The sequence below is a fragment of the Altererythrobacter ishigakiensis genome, from assembly GCF_001663155.1.
Classification (GTDB): Bacteria; Pseudomonadota; Alphaproteobacteria; order Sphingomonadales; family Sphingomonadaceae; genus Erythrobacter; species Erythrobacter ishigakiensis.
Genome location: NZ_CP015963.1, coordinates 1 through 19,338, shown reverse-complemented (window position 1 = coordinate 19,338; position 19,338 = coordinate 1). Strand labels below are relative to the sequence as shown.

The window sequence follows — 19,338 nt, the reverse complement described above, 5'->3', positions numbered from 1 at the left end:
TTCCTAGAAGTCGTAGATCAGCGTCACCCGGCTAAGCGTGTCTGTATTCTCCGAACCCGCGGGGGGATTGCTGTCGTACTCGACTGCATAGGAAAACCGTGTTGTCAGTTTGTCGCTAACCTTGGCATTGAGGCCAGTAACAAAGTTGAGGCTTGTGTTATTTGAATCGACAATAACAGTCGCAGAGCCGCCAGTTTCCGCAACCGCATTGGTCTCATGTGTAAGTTTCAGCCGGTCTGTAATGCTCCAGTCGAAATCCACCCCGAGAAGACCAGCGATACGACTTTCGCTATCGCCATTCACAAAGTCGGTCACTCGGTAAGCTGGTCCGACCTTTGCCGACAGCTGAATGTCTGGCTCATCGATGAACTTGTAGCCGATCCCGCCTGAGATGGCGTAGCGGGCAGAGAAGCCCTGGAAACGGTCCCGCTCGTATTGGGCAAGTCCATAAACGAACATTCGTTCCGAAACCTTCAGGTTGGGCTCATAAGCGAAAAAATACTGTTCGCGGGACGTTACCCCGTTGTTGCGCTGGTAATCGGCGCGCCCGCGCAGCTTGTGGGTCCAGTCGATGCCCTGGCGCTTCAGCGAAAGCCCTGCGGTTACACCTGTGTTGGACGAGTTGCCTGTCGCCCGAAACGCACCGAACTCGCCCTTGCCGCTCCAGTTCTCTAGAAGGCTGGCGGTGCGAATGGCCTCTTCCTTCTTCGCCGCTTGCGCGGCTGCAAGTTGAGCTTGTTCCTGATTGAAGGACGCAAGGAGAGCATCGATTTCCTCGGCATCATCAGGATTGGTCTGACGCGCGACGGAGGTCACTGCTTGCACCGTTGCTGGGTCGCCGCTCTCTATCGCCGCATCGATCATGGCTTTAACCGGCTCTGGTAGCTCAGCCTGAACGGGCGCACTTGTTACAGCCGCAAGAAGCGGTATCGCGTATAGATTATTTCGCATTGAATTATCCTTCACTCTGCCAATCGGCGGCGACACGGAGTGTTCCGAAAATTCTTGCTGGACTAGGTTCGCAGACGAGGTGCGCCCATGAAATCGCGCTTGCCCAAAGCAACGCCCTTATGGCGTAGAATGTCGTAAAAAGTGGTCGCGTGGAAATAGAAATTGGGCTGATTGAAACTCAAGAGAAAGTCCTGCCCGCTGAACTCCATCAACCGCTTGCCGCCTAGCACAAAGCCGATCGTCTTGTCTGCCAAAGCCTCGACAGTATCCGGGTCGAGCGCCGCCAATTTGGCCTGCGCGTCATCGACCATCGCCCGCATGGAATCCCAGCTATCCGGCACATCGGTAAAGTCCGGGGTGAATTCGCCTGTAGGCAGTTGATCGAAAGTGTAGGCGCCGTGCACCCAGCATGCCCGCACATGCCATGGAAGGGTCCACATGGTCTCTGACAATCTGGCTTCGATCAGGTCGGTATCATCCAACCCGTGCTCTTTTACATGCGCTTCGCCTTTGTCGATCAGACCGGAAAGCCCGCCAAGGATCTGCTGACAGCTGGGCACGAATGCATCGTAAAGCGTGATGGCCATGGTTGATCTCCTGAAGGCAGAAAGGCCCGGCGATCCATCTGGATGACCGGGCCTGTGGTTGAATGCTTTAGCGAACTCGCGGGCCGCCAAATGGTAGCGGTGGAGGCGGTCTGCGCGCACCGCGCGGCAGCTGTGCCTGATACGCACGTCCGCAATGCTCGACGCAATAGGGGTAGCCCGGGTTCACGGCCTCACCACAGAAGTGGAAGTCTGGCTCACCCGGATGCCCCATTGGCCAACGACAAACTTTCTCGGTCAGGTCAAGCAGGCTCGTCTTGTCAGCGATTTCCGGGCTTGGTTTCGCGGGCACCAGGCGACGCGGTGGCGCAGGCGGGATGGGAGCTTGTTGGTCTCCGGGTCCTTGCCGCAAGAACCCGCCCGGCCCAACCGAGACAATTTTCGGCAGATCAGGTGTCTTGTTAGGGATCGGTTGCGAAGGAATACTGGCACCCGAAGCTTGCGCAGTGGTCGGCTTGGCAGCTGGCTGCGTGGCTGGCTTAGGCGCTGCTCTGGGAGCTGCCTTCTTTACCGCAGGCTTGGGGGCAGGCTTCTTCGCTGGCGCCTTCTTCTTCTTGTCGTTAGCTTTTACAGGAGAAGGGCGCGACTTGAGCCCCAACCGATGCGCTTTTCCAATCACGGCGTTGCGGCTGACACCGCCAAGCTCTTCCGCGATCTGGCTAGCGGTTGATCCGCCTTCCCACATTTTCTTCAGCGTAGCGATACGCTCGTCAGTCCAACTCATGTATCTTCCAATTCTGTGTCCTTGCCCCGATGTCACCCCTCGGCAGAGGCAATCAGCAGCGCGAATCTTGTTCGCGTGACTTGTCACGACCGCGACATCGCACTAGGCGCGCCTGCATGGCCGATCAAGCACCTGCTGCCAGCCCGAATTCGGAGGCACCCCTCGATATGGATCAATCGGGCGAAGGGACCCGTTTTTCGCCACGCGGCGTACCCGTGATTTCCGGGATCAACCGCATTGGCCTTTGGAGTCTCTATATTAAGGAGGTTCGGCGGTTTCTCAAGGTGCACACGCAGACTATTTGGGGGCCTGCCGTCACCACATTGCTGTTTCTGGTTATCTTTTCGGTCGCCCTGGGTCGAGGAGGACGGGAGGTTCTGGGCGCGCCGTTCGCGACTTTTGTCGCGCCTGGCCTGATCATGATGGGCATGATGCAGAATGCCTTTGCCAACTCGTCCTTTTCTCTGCTCGCTGGCAAGATCCAAGGGACAATCGTCGATCTATTGATGCCACCACTTTCCTATGGTGAACTGATGATTGGTATTGTGGGCGCGGCGGTAACCCGCGCCATGATGGTTGGCGGGGCTGTTGGACTGGCGATGCTGCTATGGCCCGGCGTTAGTCTTTCGGTCGAGCATTGGTGGGCGATAATCTGGTTCGGCCTGATGGGCGCAGTTATGTTGTCACTGATGGGGTTGATGACCTCTATCTGGTCAGAAAAGTTCGATCACAATGCTGCGATCACCAATTTCGTGGTGGCGCCGCTGTCACTGCTATCCGGCACTTTCTATGTGATCGATAATTTGGCGCCAGCCTTTCAGGCTGTCAGCCGTGCTAACCCGTTTTTCTATGTTATCTCTGGCTTCCGTTATGGCTTCATTGGCGAAAGCGATATCGGTGAAGGGTCGAGCGCTATAGTTCAAGCTGCGATCGGCCTCGGGGCGCTCAACCTTGTGCTGGCAACCTTGGTTTATATGGTCTTGCGGTCCGGCTGGAAACTCAAGGATTAGTCGAGCCTAGTGCGTCAGTGCGCGGCGCATACGGTAACGCTTACCGTCAAACTGCTCGAACAATTGCGCAATCTGCGGGTGGTCGATCGGGCCTGCACTCGCATCAGCCAACAGGTTTTGTTGGCTGACATATGCGACATAGGAACTGTCATCATTCTCCGCCAGCAAGTGATAGAAAGGCTGGTCGCGATGCGGGCGAATTTCCTCAGGAATTGATTGATACCATTCTTCGCTATTGGCGAAGACCGGATCGATGTCGAAGATCACGCCCCGGAAATCGAACATGCGGTGACGTACGACATCACCAATTCCGAAGCGGGAGCGGACGTGCCGTGGGGCTTCGATTGTGCGGCCAGCCTGGCTGGAAAAGAACACAGTTCTGTCCATAGTGAGGCAGGATATGGGTGATCACGCTTGTTAGACAAGGGAGTGTACGAACTCCGTCCCCAGTTTTGCGGTGAATTTGTACTTGGCAAGGCGGTGGGCTTCAGCTAACCGCCGCGCTCCCGATTTGGCTGATAGCTCGCTTTTTTGCGAGCTGCATTGCACTTTCACTGCGGAGAGGTGCCGGAGTGGTCGAACGGGGCGGTCTCGAAAACCGTTGTGCTCTCACGAGTACCGAGGGTTCGAATCCCTCCCTCTCCGCCATCGATCGATGATTGTTCCGACATTCTGATTTTGATGCCGCGAATTCTGGCGGCCCAGATGGATGGGCCAGTAAACAATTCTCTTTAGCTCTTGAGCTTGGCGGCTCTATCGCGGCAATGCCGATAAGTAGTCGAGAATCTCTTTCTCAGAGACGACATCGGCATATTTGGCTTGCATATCGAACAAATTGGCTTCGTGTGGATCGGAATGGCGATCACCGCAGGCATCGCGCACAACAGTTGTGATAAAGCCATGTGACATCGAATCGACGCATGACGCCCGAACACAGCCGCTGGTGGTCAATCCTGTTAGGATCACATTGTCGACGCCCATGGCAGTGAGGGTCGAGGCGAGCGAAGTGCCGAAAAAGGCGCTCGGATATTGCTTCGATATGATCAGTTCGCGATCAGTTGGGACTAAGCCTTTTGGCCAATCGCCCATCGGGCTGCCCTCAAGGAAGTGCCTCAACGGGCGTACCTTTTCAAAAAAGCGGCCTCCATCGATACCGCTGTCATGATAAACGACATTTGTCAGGACGACGGGTATGTTAGCCTCATGTGCCGCCTCGCGTACACGTAAGGCGGATTGGAGCGCATTATCGACATCTGCGTATAGCTCGCAGTCGGGATCGAAGTAGGCCTCCACGAAATCAACCATCAGCAAGGCCGGATACGAGCCAAAGCCAGCTTTGCCATTGTACGCCTTGGCGTAGTTCGCATCGCGATTTTCAGGCATCATTAGTCTCGCTACTGTTCGTGCGTCACACTCGCTTTTTCGCAAAATTCAGCGTCAGATCACACCTGCTTCTTGCATAGCCTCGATCATCTTTGCGTCATAGCCAAGCAGTTCGGACAAAACCTCTTCATTGTGCTGCCCCGGCGTCGAGGGCGCGGGGCGGCGCACACCCGACGGCGTTTGTGACAGTTTGGGAAAGGCATTCTGCATTTTCAGCTTTCCGCGGGTCTCAGTCTCGACTTCGATAATCGCTTCGCGAGCCTGAAAATGCGGGTCTTCGATCATTTCAGGGGCTCGATACACTTTCCCGGCAGGAATCGAATAGTCGATTGTCGCCTGTTCGACTTCCGCTACGGTCAGACTGCCGGTCCAGGCGTTGACCAGATCGTCAAGCTCGGTCTGGTTTTTCCCGCGAGCGATATGGGTTGCGTATTTCGGATCGTCAGCCAGCTCGGGCTGGCCCATGGCCTGTGCCAGACGCGCAAAGATCTCATCTTTGTTTGCGCCGATCATGAAGTGCCCGTCCTTGCACTTGTAGACATTTGACGGCGCAATACCGGGCAAGATGGATCCAGAACGCTCGCGAATGAAGCCATTGCGGTCATACTCGGGCACCAGCCCCTCCATGACCTGCAACACGGCTTCGTAAAGTGCAGTATCGACCACTTGGCCCTGGCCGGTTTTCTCTCGGTGATGCAGCGCTGCTAGAACGCCCATGCAGCCATACGACGCACATAGCGTGTCACCGATAGAGACGCCCATGCGCGCAGGTGGCCTGTCAGGATCGCCGACGATATAGCGCCAGCCCCCCATCGCTTCGCCAATCCCGCCAAAGCCTGCGCGGCCAGAATACGGCCCGTCCTGTCCATAGCCAGACATGCGTGCGATGATCAGCCCCGGGTTTTCCTTGTGCAGTTCTTCCGGCGAAAGGCCCCACTTCTCCAATGTGCCAGGTTTGAAATTTTCGATAAGAACGTCGGCCTTGGCGATCAGTTTGCGGGCCAACTCTTGCCCTTCTGGGACGCGCAGATTGCAAGTGACCGAGCGCTTGTTGCGGCCAATCACTTCCCATTGGACCTTTTCATCGCCTTGCCCCCACAACCGCATGGGGTCGCCCGCACCGGGCGGTTCAATCTTGATCACGTCAGCGCCCATGTCGCCCAGCAACTGGCCGCAAAATGGACCGGCGAGCAGCTGGCCCATCTCAACAACGCGAATATCATCAAGTGCGCCCATTACTCGGCTGCCTCACGTTCAAAGGCTTCGTTCCAGACGGGCTGAATTGGAGCCGGCAGACCTGTCTCCGCTTCGCAATTGGCGCGCAGGTCATCGATTGAGGGGCCGTAGTCGAACAGCGGCAGCTCACCGCGTGAAGCCTTCATCTCTGCGCGCAGCTTGTCCGTTGCGTCCGCGTCCACAACCCCGTTCTCGTCCACGATGACGCCATAGTGCTTGGCGCCTTCAGGCGTGACGAGGCCTTGGCGGATTTCGAGACCCACAATCTCCGGATCGCGTTCCAGCGGGTCACCCCAGCCGCCACCGCCCCAGGTGATGTAGTGCAAGAGATCGCCTTCCTTTACCGGCACATCTTCAACCTTGTTGCCCACGATTTCGGTTGTGCCGTCCGCGCGCTCAAGCACTTTCTTGGCACGCATGCCCGGATGGCCGCCATTGACGCCCCAAGGCGGGACGAACCAGCGGTCATCATGCACGGCGATCTCGCCATCGGCCAGGAAGCGGTAGGTCATGTGAATGCCGTTGCCGCCGCGGTGCAGGCCAGCGCCGCCGCTGTCGGGTTCGGTTGAGTATCGCTCAATCCGCAGCGGGAAATACTTTTCCAGAAACTCGTTCGGGACATTGGTAAAGCCCGGCCACAGCGAATGCCCGTCTGGCCCATCGCCCAATGGCCTGCCAGGAATACCGCCAAATCCGATCTGGAACAGCTGGAACCACTCGGCATCCTTGCCGCCTCGCTTATCCCAGCCTGAGTAGAATAGGTGGGGTGATGAGCTGAAACCGGCGGCATTCAGGAATTCCGGCGTACCTTGGCCCAGCAATCCGCCCAGAATGTCAAAAATGCGACCCAGCGCGTGGGTGCGACCCGAGAGCGCTGCGGGGAATTGCGGCTTCAGCAGCGATCCTTCCGGGATGCGCACTTCGATCAGATCGTAGAACCCGTCGTTGAACAGGATTTGCGGGTCGAAGACCATGATCATGTAGATGCCGAAGAACATCTTGAACATGTTCTCATTGAGGTAAAAGTTGATCGAGGCGGCAGATTGCGGATCAGTGCCATCGAAATCGAGAATGACCTTCTCGCCATCGCGCCACATCGTGCATTTGATCTTGTAAGGGCCATATCCCTTGCCATCGTCGCAGATGTAATCCTCAAAGCTGGCGGGCTTTTCCGCCACCGCCATCGATATGAGCGCTTTCATCGCGCGATAGTTGCGATCGAGCAGTTCCTGCGTCGCGGAATAGTAGACATCGTCGCCAAAGCGCTCCGCCATCTCGACCACGCGGCGGGCAGCAACACGGCAGCTGGCGATGAGCGCGTTCAAGTCCGCCTGGCACCAGTCGGGCTTGCGCGTCTGATGCATGACGAGCTTCATCAGGTCGTCATTGTATTCGCCTTTCTTCCAGATCTTGACCGGCGGAATGCGCACGCCCTCTTCGAAGATCGAGCTGGCACCGATTGGCATAGAACCCGGCACCGACCCGCCAATGTCAGACTGGTGGCCGAACATCGCGGTGTAGGCGATCAATCGCCCATCCTTGAACACGGGCAGCAGCACCAGCCAGTCATTCGAGTGCGAAATCGCCCCTTCGCAGGAATAGGGGTCTGACAGGAAGATCATGTCGCCGTCTTCCAGTGTGTCGTTGTAGCCCTTCAGAAAGCCGTCGATGAAGCTGCCGAACTGACCGACGATCATCTTGCCTGCAGGGTCAGCGATCAGCGGGAAAGCATCACCTTGTTCGCGGATGCCGGGCGACATGGCGGTGCGCACCAGCGTCGCGTCCATTTCGATGCGGGCGTTGCGCAGTGCGTTCTCGATGATGTCGAGCGTAACCGGGTCGATGTCGACCTTCTGGAACGGAGTGTCATTGGTTTCGATAATCTGTGCTGGCATCGGATCAGCCCTCCGCTTTAGGGTTGATGAGGATATTGCCCACCTTGTCGATGGTCGCTTCGCAGCCGCTTTCAACTAGCGTGGTCGAGTCCATCTCAGTGATAATGGCGGGGCCGGGGATCATGTCCCCCTGGCGCAATTTCGCGCGGTCATAGATAACCGCCGCTTGCTCTTTCCCGTCCATCCACAGCGTGTGGTCACGGATCTTCGCAGCCGATGGATCGCCGTCCCCCTTGGGCAGTTCTGCGGCGGGCAGGGCAGGCGCCTGCCCCAGCGCGACCGCGCGCAGGTTTACGATTTCGTGCGGCGTTTCCATGTTGAAGGTGAAGAGGCGCAAATGCTCTTCATCAAAACGCGCCAGAATGCCTTCAATCCCGTCGGCTTCCAGCACGGTCTTGTCGATAGTCAGCGGCACTTCAAACGCTTGCCCCGCATAACGGATGTCGACCTCGAACTCGACGGTGATCTGCTCATCCGCAATCCCGTCAGCGAGCAATTCACCACGTGTTTGCGCCGCCATTTCATCAAGCACCGCTTCGAGATCGGCAATCGTCGTATCCTTGGCGAGCTTGGAAAAACTACGCGCTGTTTCCGTGCGCATCTGTGTGGTCGCATCGCCTAGCGCGCAAAGCACGCCCGGCGAAACCGGTGAAACCGCGGGCCAGCTGCCCATCAGCTTGGCAACGGCATTCACATGCAACGGTCCCGCGCCGCCAAAGCCCATCAGCGCAAATTCGCGCGGGTCATAGCCCTGCTGAACGCTGATCATGCGCAGTGCGCCGAACATATTTTCATTCACAATGTCGATGATGCCGCGCGCCGCCTCCATCAGTCCAACGCCCAGCGCATCGGCAACTGTCTGCACCGCTTTCTTCGCGCCTTCGCGGTCAAGCTGGAAGCTGCCGCCAAGCAAGTCTTCTGGCAGATAGCCGAGCACGACATTGGCATCGGTCACCGTCGGCAATTCGCCGCCCTTGCCATAAGCGACCGGCCCCGGCACCGCGCCCGCGCTTTCAGGGCCAACGCGCAAGGCCTTCGTCAGTTCAGGCACGTGTGCGATCGAGCCGCCGCCAGCACCCACGGTTTTCACATCCAGCGCAGAGGCACGCACAGACAAGTGGCCGACTTCTGTGGTGCGCACGCGGCGCGCTTCCAAGCCTTCAATCAAAGCCACGTCAGTCGAGGTTCCGCCAACATCCAGCGTGAGAATGTTGGAGAGGCCCGCGTTCTTGCCCACCCATTTGGCACCGGTCACACCGCCAGCGGGGCCGGACATCAGGATGTTGACTGGATGCTCTTCGGCCTTGTGGCTACTCATCAACCCGCCGTCAGAACGCAGCAGCGAAAGCTTGCCCTCCAGCCCTTCATCCTCGAGCTTGTTGCGCAGGTTCGAGACATACTTGCTCACCACCGGGCGCACCGCCGCATTGGCGACTGTCGACAGCGTGCGCTCATACTCTTGCATTTCCGGCAGGACTTCATGGCTCAACGACACAGGAATCCCGGGCAGCTCCTCCGCCGCGATTTCGCCAATGCGCTTTTCATGCGCGCCATTGACGTAAGCATTGATCAGGCTGACGGTTAGCGCCTCGACGCCATTGGCTTTGAGCTTCTGTAGCGCCGTGCGCACCACGTCTTCGTTAAGCGGGCGTACTTCGTTGCCATCGGCATCCATCCGACCGGGCACTTCGACGGTATCCTCCAGATGTGCGAGTGGCTGCGGCTTGGGCCAGACGATCCACGCTGCGAGGCCGCCCGGTACAAAGCTGCGCGCGATTTGCATGATATCGCGGTAGCCTTCTGTCGTGACCAGACCGACTTTCGCGCCTTTGCCTTCCAGCACGGCGTTGGTTGCGACCGTGGTTCCGTGCAGGAAGTATGCGATATCGCTTGCAGAGACACCCGCCTCAGCAGTGATCGCCTTCACGCCGTTCAAAATGCCTTCAGAACTGTCATGCGGGGTCGACGGCGTCTTGTGTCGCCAGAATTTTCCGCTTCCCTCGTCGAACAGCAGCAGGTCGGTAAATGTCCCGCCTACGTCGACGCCTAGCCTATAAGTCATACCTTCTCCGTGACTTTCTGATCAGGCCGCGCGCGCGACCATTGATGGCAATTCGCGGCCCAGCTTTTCAGCGAACCAGTGGTTTGTGGCGATGGCCGCATCCAGATCGACACCGCTGTCGATGCCTGAACGCTCCATCATGTAGATTAGGTCCTCAGTGGCGATATTTCCGGTCGCCTTGGGAGCAAACGGGCACCCGCCAAGCCCGCCGAGCGCCGCATCAAAAGTACGCACGCCCGCTTGATACGCGGCCCATGCATTGGCGATGCCAGTGCCGCGGGTGTTGTGAAAATGCGCCCGCATCGGGATGTCATCGCGCAGCAGCTCACTCAACCGCCCGAACAGTTCGCTCACTTGTGCTGGCGTGCCTACGCCGATTGTGTCGGCAAGCGCGATTTCTTCAGGGCCTTCAGCGGCCATCTCTTCAACGATCTGAAGGACCGTGTCGAGTTTGACTTCGCCTTCAAACGGACAGCCGAACGCCGCGCTGATGGTGATCTGCGCGCGCATTCCTTCTGCCTTGGCAAAACGGATCATATCGCGGTTCTCTGCAATCCCTTCGGCGATGGTTTGCCCCTGATTTTTCTGGCCGAAGGTGTCGCTGGCCACCAGCACGCAGCCGACCTGATCGATACCGCGCTTTCCGCCGTCACGGGTCGCAAGGCCGCGCATCACGCCGCGTTTGTTGAGGGTCAGGCCGATATAGGTTGCCTCATCGCGATCAGGCAGACCAGCAATCACATCTTCAGCATCCGCCATCTGCGGCACGCGCTTCGGATGGACGAAGCTGGCAACCTCAAGCCGCCGCGCACCATAGCCCAGCATGCGGTCAATCATCTCGAGCTTGACCTGCGTCGAGACGATGTCCGGTTCGTTCTGCAGCCCGTCACGTGGGCCGACTTCAACCAATTCAATCGCAGTTTGCGTCATCAGAATCGCTTCAAGAGAAGACTGAGGGGAACCGCCTGATACGCAAATTGTATACAAAAGCAAATAGACTGTTTGCGGTCGACTCGATCACTCCGGCAATCGATCAATGTGGATGCTGCTATTCTGCGGCCTCGGCGGCGTCAGCAAAAGTGTGGAAGGCGCGGCGCAGATGGCTGCCCATCACGGCACGCGCCCAGCCGGCATCGCCGGCGCGAAAGGCCGAGATAAGCTCGTCGTGATCTCGCGCAGACTGCTTTAGATCCTCGATTGAGTAATTACGCGCAGTTCGCAGGACAACTGGCGTTTCAACCAGCATTCCCAGCACCTGTTTCAAGCGGGGTGATTGCGCAGCGTCGGTGATGATCTCGTGAAAAATGCGGTTGGCATTGAGGAAGCTCGCCACGTCGGGCTCGGTCAGTTCGACCGCTTCACGAAGCTCACGATTGACTTTATCAAGTCGGTCGATCTGCTCTGTTGTTATCCGTTGGGCAGCGCGCTCTGCGGCATGTCCCTCCAACATTTGGCGTAGAGTGAACATCTCGTCGATATCATCGCGGCTCCAGTCGGCAACAAAGATGCGTTTGGACTCGTTGCGTACCAGCAGCATCTCGCTTTCCAGGCGTCGGACTGCGTCGCGTACCGGTGTTCGGCTGACACCTGTTATCTCCGCAAGTTTTTCCTCAGTCAGTTGCTCTCCAGGCGACACTTCACCGCTCAGCAAATGACCGCGAATCTTGTCATAGGCAATGTCAGATGCGCGGGTCATTGGCCGCTGCGCTGATCAAGCGGATCAAATTCTGGTCGACATGAGAGGCGCATCGCGCGCTTCCTAGCTTTTTTCACGGCCAACCCCTTGGACAGTTTTCACAAGCCAAATTGATAGCGTGGCTGTTTTCGCTTGACGCGATCAAATTGTATACAATAGGGGGTGACGTCAAGAGGGATTTGTTATTTTAGGCGGGCGCTTTGCCGCCATCGCCTTTGTTACCACAGCCGCTCTGTTTTGCGCGGCACAGGGAGTAAAGAAGATGAGGAACTTCAAAGGCACACTTGCATCGGGCATTGCTCTGGGGGTTATGGTTGCAGCAAACCCGGCTATTGCTCAGGACGCTCCAAACAGCATGGAGGCCGCAGGGGAAGGCAACGCCATCATAGTCACTGCGCGCCGCCAGTCTGAAACTCTGGCCGAAGTCCCTACCGCAATCACAGTCTTTACTGCTGATGCGTTGGAGAAGACAGGCATCCAGAAAGCAGACGAGTTTGTTCAACTGACCCCAGGCGTGACAATCGTTACTGGCACGGCCGAAGCGGGCGACACTCAGATCAATATTCGCGGCATCAACGGCGCCCGCGATGCGGAAAGTTCTGTCGCGCTGGTGGTGGACGGTATCCTCAAGACCAACACCGCGCAGCTTAATCAGGATCAGGGCACGCTACGCCAGATTGAAATCCTCAAGGGCCCACAAGGCGCGCTTTATGGTCGCAATGCCGCGGCCGGTGCCGTTGTGATCCAGACCTTGAAGCCCGGTGACTTCTTGGCAGGTGGTATAAAAGCCAGCGCCGCTGAAGATAACACCTATTCAGCCAGCGCCTATGTCTCGACACCTCTGGGTGAAGGTGTGGGCCTCGTTTTTTCGGGTAGCTACTATACTACCGACGGTTTCTATCGTGACGAATTTCAGAACGCGAATACGGTAGATTCTCAGGAGATCTGGTCGGTTGATGGGCGAATTGTAGCTGAACTGTCACCGGCGACGGAGCTTGATGTCAAAGCGCGATATGCGGATCTCACGGGAAATGCGATCAACTTCAATGCAGCCTTCCATCTCCCCAATTTCGCAGGGGTGAATCCGGCGTTCTTCGAGGACGTGAACGATCACCCTTTCAACTACTATTCGAACATTGCTTCGTTCAACGAGCAGCAGTCGTTCGAAGTCTCCGCGAAGATCGAGCATGAGTTCGATAGCGTTACGTTGACTGCCTGGGCGCTCTATAGCGATGTTGACCAGATTCTGGGCGCGGATGGCACTTCTGCAGACTTTGCGCGCTTCATCCCGTTCCCTGCCCCAACACAGACTGCCGCAGACGTAGCCGGACTTTGTTTTGCGACGACAGCGCAGCTGACAGGTTTCCCGGTCAATCAGCCCGGCTTCATTGGGCAAACGCCTGTGCCGTTCATTTTCGATCCGGCTACGGGATCAACCTTTGGTCCGTATAGCCCGACTACCTGCGATGGCACACAGTTGCAGCTACGCGAGCAGACCGATGTCAGCGCCGAAATCCGGCTGGCATCCAATGGTATCGGTCCGCTGCAGTGGCAGATCGGTGCGTATTATCTGAACATCAGCCGTGAGACAGGTGTCAGCCTGGGCGCAGATTTGGGCAACGGGATAAGTCGCGACCTTTACAATGCCCCGGGCTCGGACAACCCGACTACACAGCTGTATAACGATGATTTCTCAACCGATGTGTACGCTCTGTTCGCGTCGGTCGACTACGAAGTGAGTGACCGGTTCGAAATCGGCATCGCTGGCCGCTATGACGTGGAGGACCGACGGGTAAACAATCTGGTTCCCGCGATTGCCGACCCGATTACCGGAGGTCCGATCAACCCTGGTCAGGCATTCGGTCCGATCCCTGATCAATCGCGCAAGTTCAAACAGTTTCAGCCGAAAATCTCGCTGCGCTACGCTTTGAGCGATGACATCAACGCCTATGCTAACTGGGGTGTCGGCTTCAAATCCGGTGGCTTCAACAATCAGGGATCTGCAGCGATTGTCGATCAGGCCTTTAACCAGTTTATTGGCACCGACGTCCTGATTGAAGACATCTACCGCAAGGAAACGTCCAGTGCCTTCGAACTGGGTGTGAAAGGGGCGGTAGCTGACGGTCGTGTTACTTTCGATCTGGCAGGCTATCACACTACTGTCGATGATATGCAGTTCTTCGAATTCTTCGTTGGCGGTTTTGGCCTGCTGCGTGTGGTCTCGAACATAGACGAAGTCGAAATCTACGGTGCCGAAGCCAACCTGAACTTTGAGATCATTGATGGATGGGACCTTTTCGGTTCAGTCAATGTCACCGAAAGCGAAATCAAGGAGAATGCGTCGCGTCCTGTGACCGTTGGGAATAAATCTCCATACACAGCCGACTATACCATCAACCTCGGTACGCAGATCGATACGCCGCTTAATAACAGCCTCGATCTGGTGATGCGCGCTGACTATCGGATCACTGGCCCGACCTGGTTCCATACCGTGCAGGACGATACCAGCCCGACGCTATTCAGCGGACTGCTGCCGATTTCCGCTCTCCAGCTTCCAGCATTTGTTGGCGATGCCGATTATTCCATCACAGAGCGCGAAGCGTTTGGTGTGCTGGATCTGCGCATTGGTATCGAAGGAGAGAACTGGAATATTACAGCCTTTGCGGACAACCTACTCAATCGTGAGTATTTGAACGAGGTGATTCCGGCGATTGAGTTCGGCGGCTCGTTCAATTCGCCCGGAGGCCTGCGCCGCTTCGGGGTCGAGGTAGGTTACAACTTCTGATCTGAGCATATTAGGGTCGCAAACCTCATCGGGTAGCCCGGCATAGTCAATGGATACCGTCCTTGGCTCTGCCGGGTTGCCTGATTGCACGATGGTCATCTCCTGATTCGGGTAAATCGACTTAGACCATGAAGTCCGACGCAACTCTGAGCCCACCCCGGTAATTCATTCCGGGAAAAAGCCAGTTGAGTAACTTCATCCGCCAACTTGTGGCTTTGCGCTTTGCTGGTCTAACATGCTGGCGAATTTGAAGTTCGCCTTGTCGGTTTCCAACGGAAGATCAGCAGGCTGCAGGGAAGGGGGCTATGTGAGCAAGGATCAGGAAATCGATCGTTTCCGGCCTCGTCTCGCCTTGCGATTTGGAATCACCGGACATCGTCCCCCGCGTTTGAAGCCCGAGCATCATCAGCATGTGCGCGAGCAATGCGAGGATTTGTTCAAGCTCGCTGTCGATACGCTGACAGACATCGCCGGCGAACATAGCGACATCTTTTCGAACGAAACCGCCAGAGTCGCGCTGGTGTCTTCTCTTGCGGAGGGAGCAGATGTGATTGCCGCGGAAGCCGCGCTGACATGCGGTTTGGATCTGGCCGCCTGTTTGCCATTTCCTGCGGAAGTCTATGCACGCGATTTCGGCGAACCCGAGTGGGCGCGAACCAGCGCAATGCTTGATCAAGCGCGAACAGCTATGGCCCTCGCCGATTTCAAGGGTGGAGACGAAGCAGCTTACGAACTTGCCGGAAGAATTGTCTTATCCCAATCAGACATATTGATTGCTGTCTGGGACGGAGAGGCATCGCGCGGAAGAGGTGGGACCACGCAAGTGATCGCAGAGGCCGTCGCGCTACACCAGCCGGTGGTCCACATTGACGCATCCGGCCGTTCGCCTCCAGAATTGTTGTGGAGCGGTTTGCACGATGTCGTTCCTGATCACCCCTCGCTCGACGGGGTCGAAAGGACTGATGCTCGCTCCGCTTTGCCGCGGCTGATTTACGCGCTGTGTGCACCTCCTGTGGGCGAAGATGCGGGACATCTTGATAGCTTTGTCCAACAGCATCCTGACAGGCGCGAACGCCATTTTGCTTGGCCTGCGTTGTTGGCGTTAACAGGAGCCAAGAAACTGCGTCGAACGTCGTTTCTACCTCCTAAACCTGGTGACAGTGTCAGATCATTGCGCGGCCATGTAAGTGGTTTTGTCGGGCTAGGGCGATTTGGCGAGCAATTGACTGGGCCGGTTGCGCGACGGTTCGGGCGCGCGGACGCCGAGGCAGGCTATTTTGCGCTTCGTTTTCGCTCAAGCTTCGTTGCCAATTTCGCTCTTGCCGGCCTTGCGGTAATGCTGGCCTTGTCTGGCCTTCTTTTTCCCGATGCAAAGAAATGGCTCATTTCAGCTGAGTTGCTGGTTATTTTGGCGATCATCATCAACACGCGTGGCGCGAATCGGTCCAACCTGCACCAGCAGTGGCTCAATCTGCGGCACCTTGCCGAGCGCCTGAGACTTCTCGCGATGTCATCGACCTTGGGCCAGCTGTCACTGCGCGCGGTCGAAGATGGCACCACGCACCCGGGCTGGGTCAGCTGGTATGCGCGTGCAACGGCGCGTGAGCTGGGACTGGTCGGTGCAACATTCGACAAGAGTTACCTAGCTGAAGTGCGCAGTGCGATGCTCAACCTCATCGACGAGCAAGCCAAATATCATGCGAGTAACGCACAGGCGATGCACCATGCCAATCACGCACTGCATCGTACCGGCGATGCGTTCTTTCTCGGCACAATCCTGGCTTGCGTCGCCTATCTCACAGTGAGCATATTTGTCGGCAAGCCCGGCAGCTTGGGGCCTTTTGGGGTTACAGAGCTTGTGACTTTTGCGACAGCGCTTTTCCCGGCGCTCGCCGCTGCACTTTACGGCATCCGCATGCAAGGGGATTTTGCGGCCACGAGTGAGCGATCTTCAGTCATCGCTCGTCAGTTAGCTCAGCTACGGACCGCAATTGAAAGAGATCCATTGACCTATGAACGGCTGATTGATCGCTCTCGCAGGTTAAGCGACATCATGTTGGCAGAGATTCATCAGTGGCGGCTTCACTATGAAACCCGGCCGCTCAGCCTGCCCGGATAGCTGCGTCAATTGCGATTCTTGCGGACCGGTTTGGATGGGTGGAGATGCCAAAACTTTTCCATATAGATATATGTCATTGAGGCGGTCCATCCGACCATAACCAAACCATTGAGTGCTTCGATACCGCTGATCACCCTGAGCGGCCCGGTCGGATAAAGGTCACCGATCCCCAAAGTCGTGTAGCTTGTGATCGAGAAATAGAAAGCATCCTCGAAGTCATGTCCTTGCTGCCCGTCGATTGTACCGAACCCGCCAATATTCTCTAGGAACAGGAAAGCACCGGCATAGACCGTGACCTGAATAAGATGAGAGGTCAGCGCCGCCGTCAGTACGATGATGATACGCAACCGCGGAGCAACTGGCATGTGCGTGATCCGGGCCGATGTGTAGCGCAAGGTTTCATAGTGAATGGCGATCGTAGCAGCGACCAAGACCAGCGAAATCAGGATTGTCAGCATTTGGAGGCGGTGTCCTTGCTCTTTCGATAGGATTGGTCGCTGCTTATCTCTATTTCGAAGATCCTAGCATATCAGTCTGCCTTGAGCAGCCCCCGCATGAACCATCCTTGGCAATCGTAAGTGAACGCATGCCGGGCTTTATTCCGTCCAGTATATGCAGCTTGCCGAAAAGTGGATCGCCGAACGTACTTACACCGTCGAGCAGTACACGTATCGCTTGCATCGCGCCGAATGTGCCAGCCCAACCAGCCATTGCCCCCAGCATGCCATCTTCGGCGCAAGTGTCGCAGTCTTCCGCGTCGAATGCATCCCCAACAAAGCAGCGGTAACAGGGTTGATCGGGAAGGTGGCCTGCGAACGCCCCGACTTGCCCCTGAAACCGACCCACAGCAGCGCTGAGAAGAGGGACATGGGTGAGGACGCAAGCATCGGAAACCGCGAGCCGCGTGGCAAAATTATCTGTCCCATCGAGCACCAGACTGGCATCCTCTATCAAGCTGGCCGCGTTCGCGGCAGAAATCCGCGCATCGCTGATCTCAACTGACAGAGTGTCATCGAAATTCGCCAGCCAGCGACGCGCGCTCGTTGCTTTGCCATGACCCACATCGCGGCTTGTGAAGATTGTTTGGCGTTGAAGATTGCTGAAATCGACAGTGTCGTCATCGATCAGCGTGAAGCGTCCGATTCCAGCCGCTGCCAGGTATTGCAGAGCAGGCGAGCCGATCCCCCCCAGGCCGACAATGACAACATGCTTCGTGGTTAGTGCCACCTGGCCTGCGCCGCCGATCTCTGGCAGCACAATGTGCCGCGCGAAGCGATCAAGACGTTGTGGGGAAAGCGGTGCATCACTCATCGGACAAGCTGTTTACAGCCTGTGCATACCCTGTCGACAGCCCTGTCCACAGGGCTGTCGATCAATTGGGGCAATTCATGTTGAAATTGCGTGCGAATTAACTTTCAAGCTGGCGCAAAAGGCTACGCACATCGCCATCCATATCTGCATCGCGCTTGCGCAAATCCTCGATCAGCCGAACCGCGTGGATAACCGTTGAATGGTCTCGCCCGCCGAATTTGCGCCCGATTTCCGGATAGGAGCGGGGTGTCAGCACCTTGGAGAGATACATCGCTACCTGACGCGGCCGAACTACAGCGCGCGCCCTGCGCTTGGATGACATCTCACTGCGATCAATTCGGTAGAACTGGCAGACGGTACGCTGGATTTCGTCAATCGTGATTCGGCGGCGATTGGCTGACAGGATATCAGTCAGCTGCTCTTCAGCCAGATTGAGAGAGACCTCTTGCCCTGTCAGCTGGGCATAGGCGATCAGCTTGTTGAGGCCGCCAACCAGTTCGCGCACATTGCGTGTTATCGTACGAGCAAGGAAGTCGACAACGTCTTCAGGCACGTTGAGCGGAGCAAAGCGCGTCAGTTTTGATTCTAGGATCTTGCGACGCAGTTCGATGTCGGCGGGTTGAATATCCGCCACAAGGCCCATGGAAAGCCGGCTAAGCAAACGCGGCTCAACGCCGTCGAGCGCTTGTGGCGCCCGATCCGCAGCGAATACCAGACGTTTGCCTTCGGCAAGCAGTGCATCAATCGTATAAAGCAGTTCTTCCTGAGCTGATGCCTTGCCGATTATGAACTGAATATCGTCAACCAGCAGCAGATCGAAACTGCGCAGGCGCGCCTTGAATTCGATCATCTGATTGGCCTTCAGTGCCTGCACAAATTCGACCATGAAGCGCTCGGCACTGCAATAGAAAATGCGCGCGCGCGGGTGAGCCTGTAGGTACGCGTGACCAATGGCGTGCAAGAGGTGTGTCTTGCCCTGACCCGTTGCAGCCTTGAGATAGAGCGGAGAGAACTGCGGCTGTTCGGTTGCAGCCATACGTTCTGCCGCATTCTTGCCCAGGATATTGGTTTCGCCAGTAACGAAAGCTGCAAAGGTCAAGGAAGGATCGAGGCCAACGGAGCTGGTAAAGCCTGCATCGCCAATTGTTCCAGCGGCTACGGCAATAGCGCTGGTATCGGCATCGTTTGCAGCACGCCGACCGCCATCAAGCATCAACTCAGGCAGTTGGCGGCGTCCAGGATGAACCGAAATACGCACTTTGCGCACTTCACTTCGCACGATTTTCCATGCGAGCTGCAATCTGTCGTGAAAGCGATCATTCACCCAGTTCGCACTGAACTCGGTAGGCAAGAAAAGATCGAGGGTACCCGTCTCTTTGCAAACACTGCCTAGCTGGATCGGCTTGATCCACTGACTATGCAATTGGTGACCCAGATCTTTTCGCAGGCCTTGGCTGATATCAGCCCAGTCTGCTGCCAGGTTCACTGCTTCTGCATCTTCCATCAAATCTTCGTCAATCTTCCGCTTAGCCGTGCGTCCAGTATCGCTGTCTTGCGCCAT

General features: G+C 56.8%; 16 protein-coding genes and 1 tRNA gene. 4 read left to right on the top strand and 13 right to left on the bottom strand.

Going from position 1 to position 19,338, the window contains the following annotated elements; translation table 11 throughout:
- Window positions 1-3: 3 nt before the first annotated feature.
- From A6F69_RS00085 to A6F69_RS00075, 3 genes are all read right to left on the bottom strand, one after another.
- Window positions 4-951: a DUF481 domain-containing protein gene (locus A6F69_RS00085; RefSeq protein ID WP_067602074.1), complete on the bottom strand. Its 948-nt coding sequence runs from the start codon at window positions 949-951 to the stop codon at window positions 4-6.
- Window positions 952-1,013: 62 nt separating this feature from the next.
- Window positions 1,014-1,538 (bottom strand): DUF1993 domain-containing protein, encoded by a 525-nt coding sequence (locus tag A6F69_RS00080; protein ID WP_067596389.1) that lies wholly within the window; start codon window positions 1,536-1,538, stop codon window positions 1,014-1,016.
- A 67-nt stretch (window positions 1,539-1,605) separates the two neighbouring features.
- Window positions 1,606-2,280: a GcrA family cell cycle regulator gene (locus A6F69_RS00075; protein WP_067596388.1), complete on the bottom strand. Its 675-nt coding sequence runs from the start codon at window positions 2,278-2,280 to the stop codon at window positions 1,606-1,608.
- A 116-nt stretch (window positions 2,281-2,396) separates the two neighbouring features.
- Here A6F69_RS00075 and A6F69_RS00070 point away from each other — a divergent pair, with 116 nt between their 5' ends.
- Window positions 2,397-3,290: an ABC transporter permease gene (locus A6F69_RS00070; protein ID WP_083984609.1), complete on the top strand. Its 894-nt coding sequence runs from the start codon at window positions 2,397-2,399 to the stop codon at window positions 3,288-3,290.
- Between the two features lie 6 nt (window positions 3,291-3,296).
- Here the strand turns inward: A6F69_RS00070 and hspQ are convergent, their stop codons facing one another.
- Window positions 3,297-3,677: a heat shock protein HspQ gene (gene hspQ / locus A6F69_RS00065; RefSeq protein ID WP_067596387.1), complete on the bottom strand. Its 381-nt coding sequence runs from the start codon at window positions 3,675-3,677 to the stop codon at window positions 3,297-3,299.
- A 171-nt stretch (window positions 3,678-3,848) separates the two neighbouring features.
- Between hspQ and A6F69_RS00060 the strand changes: the two genes are divergently transcribed.
- Window positions 3,849-3,938, top strand: a tRNA-Ser gene (locus A6F69_RS00060).
- A gap of 105 nt (window positions 3,939-4,043) precedes the next feature.
- Here A6F69_RS00060 and A6F69_RS00055 read toward each other — a convergent pair.
- The 6 genes from A6F69_RS00055 to A6F69_RS00030 all read right to left on the bottom strand — a co-directional run bounded on the left by A6F69_RS00055 (window position 4,044) and on the right by A6F69_RS00030 (window position 11,562).
- Window positions 4,044-4,676 carry an isochorismatase family protein gene (locus A6F69_RS00055; RefSeq protein ID WP_067596386.1) on the bottom strand — a complete coding sequence of 211 codons (633 nt, stop codon included), beginning with the start codon at window positions 4,674-4,676 and terminating at the stop codon, window positions 4,044-4,046.
- A 51-nt stretch (window positions 4,677-4,727) separates the two neighbouring features.
- On the bottom strand, window positions 4,728-5,909 hold the full coding sequence (locus tag A6F69_RS00050; protein WP_067596385.1) for a CaiB/BaiF CoA transferase family protein: 1,182 nt from the start codon (window positions 5,907-5,909) through the stop codon (window positions 4,728-4,730).
- Window positions 5,909-7,804: a hydantoinase B/oxoprolinase family protein gene (locus A6F69_RS00045; RefSeq protein ID WP_067596384.1), complete on the bottom strand. Its 1,896-nt coding sequence runs from the start codon at window positions 7,802-7,804 to the stop codon at window positions 5,909-5,911. The genes A6F69_RS00050 and A6F69_RS00045 overlap by 1 nt, the downstream gene beginning before the upstream one ends.
- A gap of 4 nt (window positions 7,805-7,808) precedes the next feature.
- Window positions 7,809-9,866: a hydantoinase/oxoprolinase family protein gene (locus A6F69_RS00040; RefSeq protein WP_067596383.1), complete on the bottom strand. Its 2,058-nt coding sequence runs from the start codon at window positions 9,864-9,866 to the stop codon at window positions 7,809-7,811.
- Window positions 9,867-9,887: 21 nt separating this feature from the next.
- The gene (locus A6F69_RS00035) at window positions 9,888-10,796 is read right to left on the bottom strand and encodes a hydroxymethylglutaryl-CoA lyase (protein ID WP_067596382.1); all 909 of its coding nucleotides are present in this window, start codon (window positions 10,794-10,796) and stop codon (window positions 9,888-9,890) included.
- Window positions 10,797-10,914: 118 nt separating this feature from the next.
- Complete coding sequence (locus tag A6F69_RS00030; RefSeq protein ID WP_067596381.1) at window positions 10,915-11,562, bottom strand: GntR family transcriptional regulator; 648 nt, start codon at window positions 11,560-11,562, stop codon at window positions 10,915-10,917.
- 262 nt (window positions 11,563-11,824) lie between these two features.
- On the opposite strand from A6F69_RS00030, the gene A6F69_RS00025 reads away from it, so the two are divergent.
- Window positions 11,825-14,347, top strand: a complete 2,523-nt coding sequence (locus A6F69_RS00025) for a TonB-dependent receptor (RefSeq protein WP_067596380.1) — start codon at window positions 11,825-11,827, stop codon at window positions 14,345-14,347.
- A 307-nt stretch (window positions 14,348-14,654) separates the two neighbouring features.
- The gene (locus A6F69_RS00020) at window positions 14,655-16,466 is read left to right on the top strand and encodes a hypothetical protein (RefSeq protein WP_144573562.1); all 1,812 of its coding nucleotides are present in this window, start codon (window positions 14,655-14,657) and stop codon (window positions 16,464-16,466) included.
- A 5-nt stretch (window positions 16,467-16,471) separates the two neighbouring features.
- Here A6F69_RS00020 and A6F69_RS00015 read toward each other — a convergent pair whose 3' ends face one another.
- The 3 genes from A6F69_RS00015 to dnaA form a co-directional block, all read right to left on the bottom strand.
- Window positions 16,472-16,924, bottom strand: coding sequence for a potassium channel family protein (locus A6F69_RS00015; RefSeq protein ID WP_067596378.1), 453 nt, complete (start codon window positions 16,922-16,924; stop codon window positions 16,472-16,474).
- 49 nt (window positions 16,925-16,973) lie between these two features.
- A complete protein-coding gene (locus tag A6F69_RS00010; RefSeq protein ID WP_067596377.1) occupies window positions 16,974-17,777 on the bottom strand; it encodes a HesA/MoeB/ThiF family protein in 804 nt (267 codons plus the stop codon).
- A 97-nt stretch (window positions 17,778-17,874) separates the two neighbouring features.
- On the bottom strand, window positions 17,875-19,338 hold the full coding sequence (dnaA, locus tag A6F69_RS00005) for a chromosomal replication initiator protein DnaA (protein WP_067596376.1): 1,464 nt from the start codon (window positions 19,336-19,338) through the stop codon (window positions 17,875-17,877).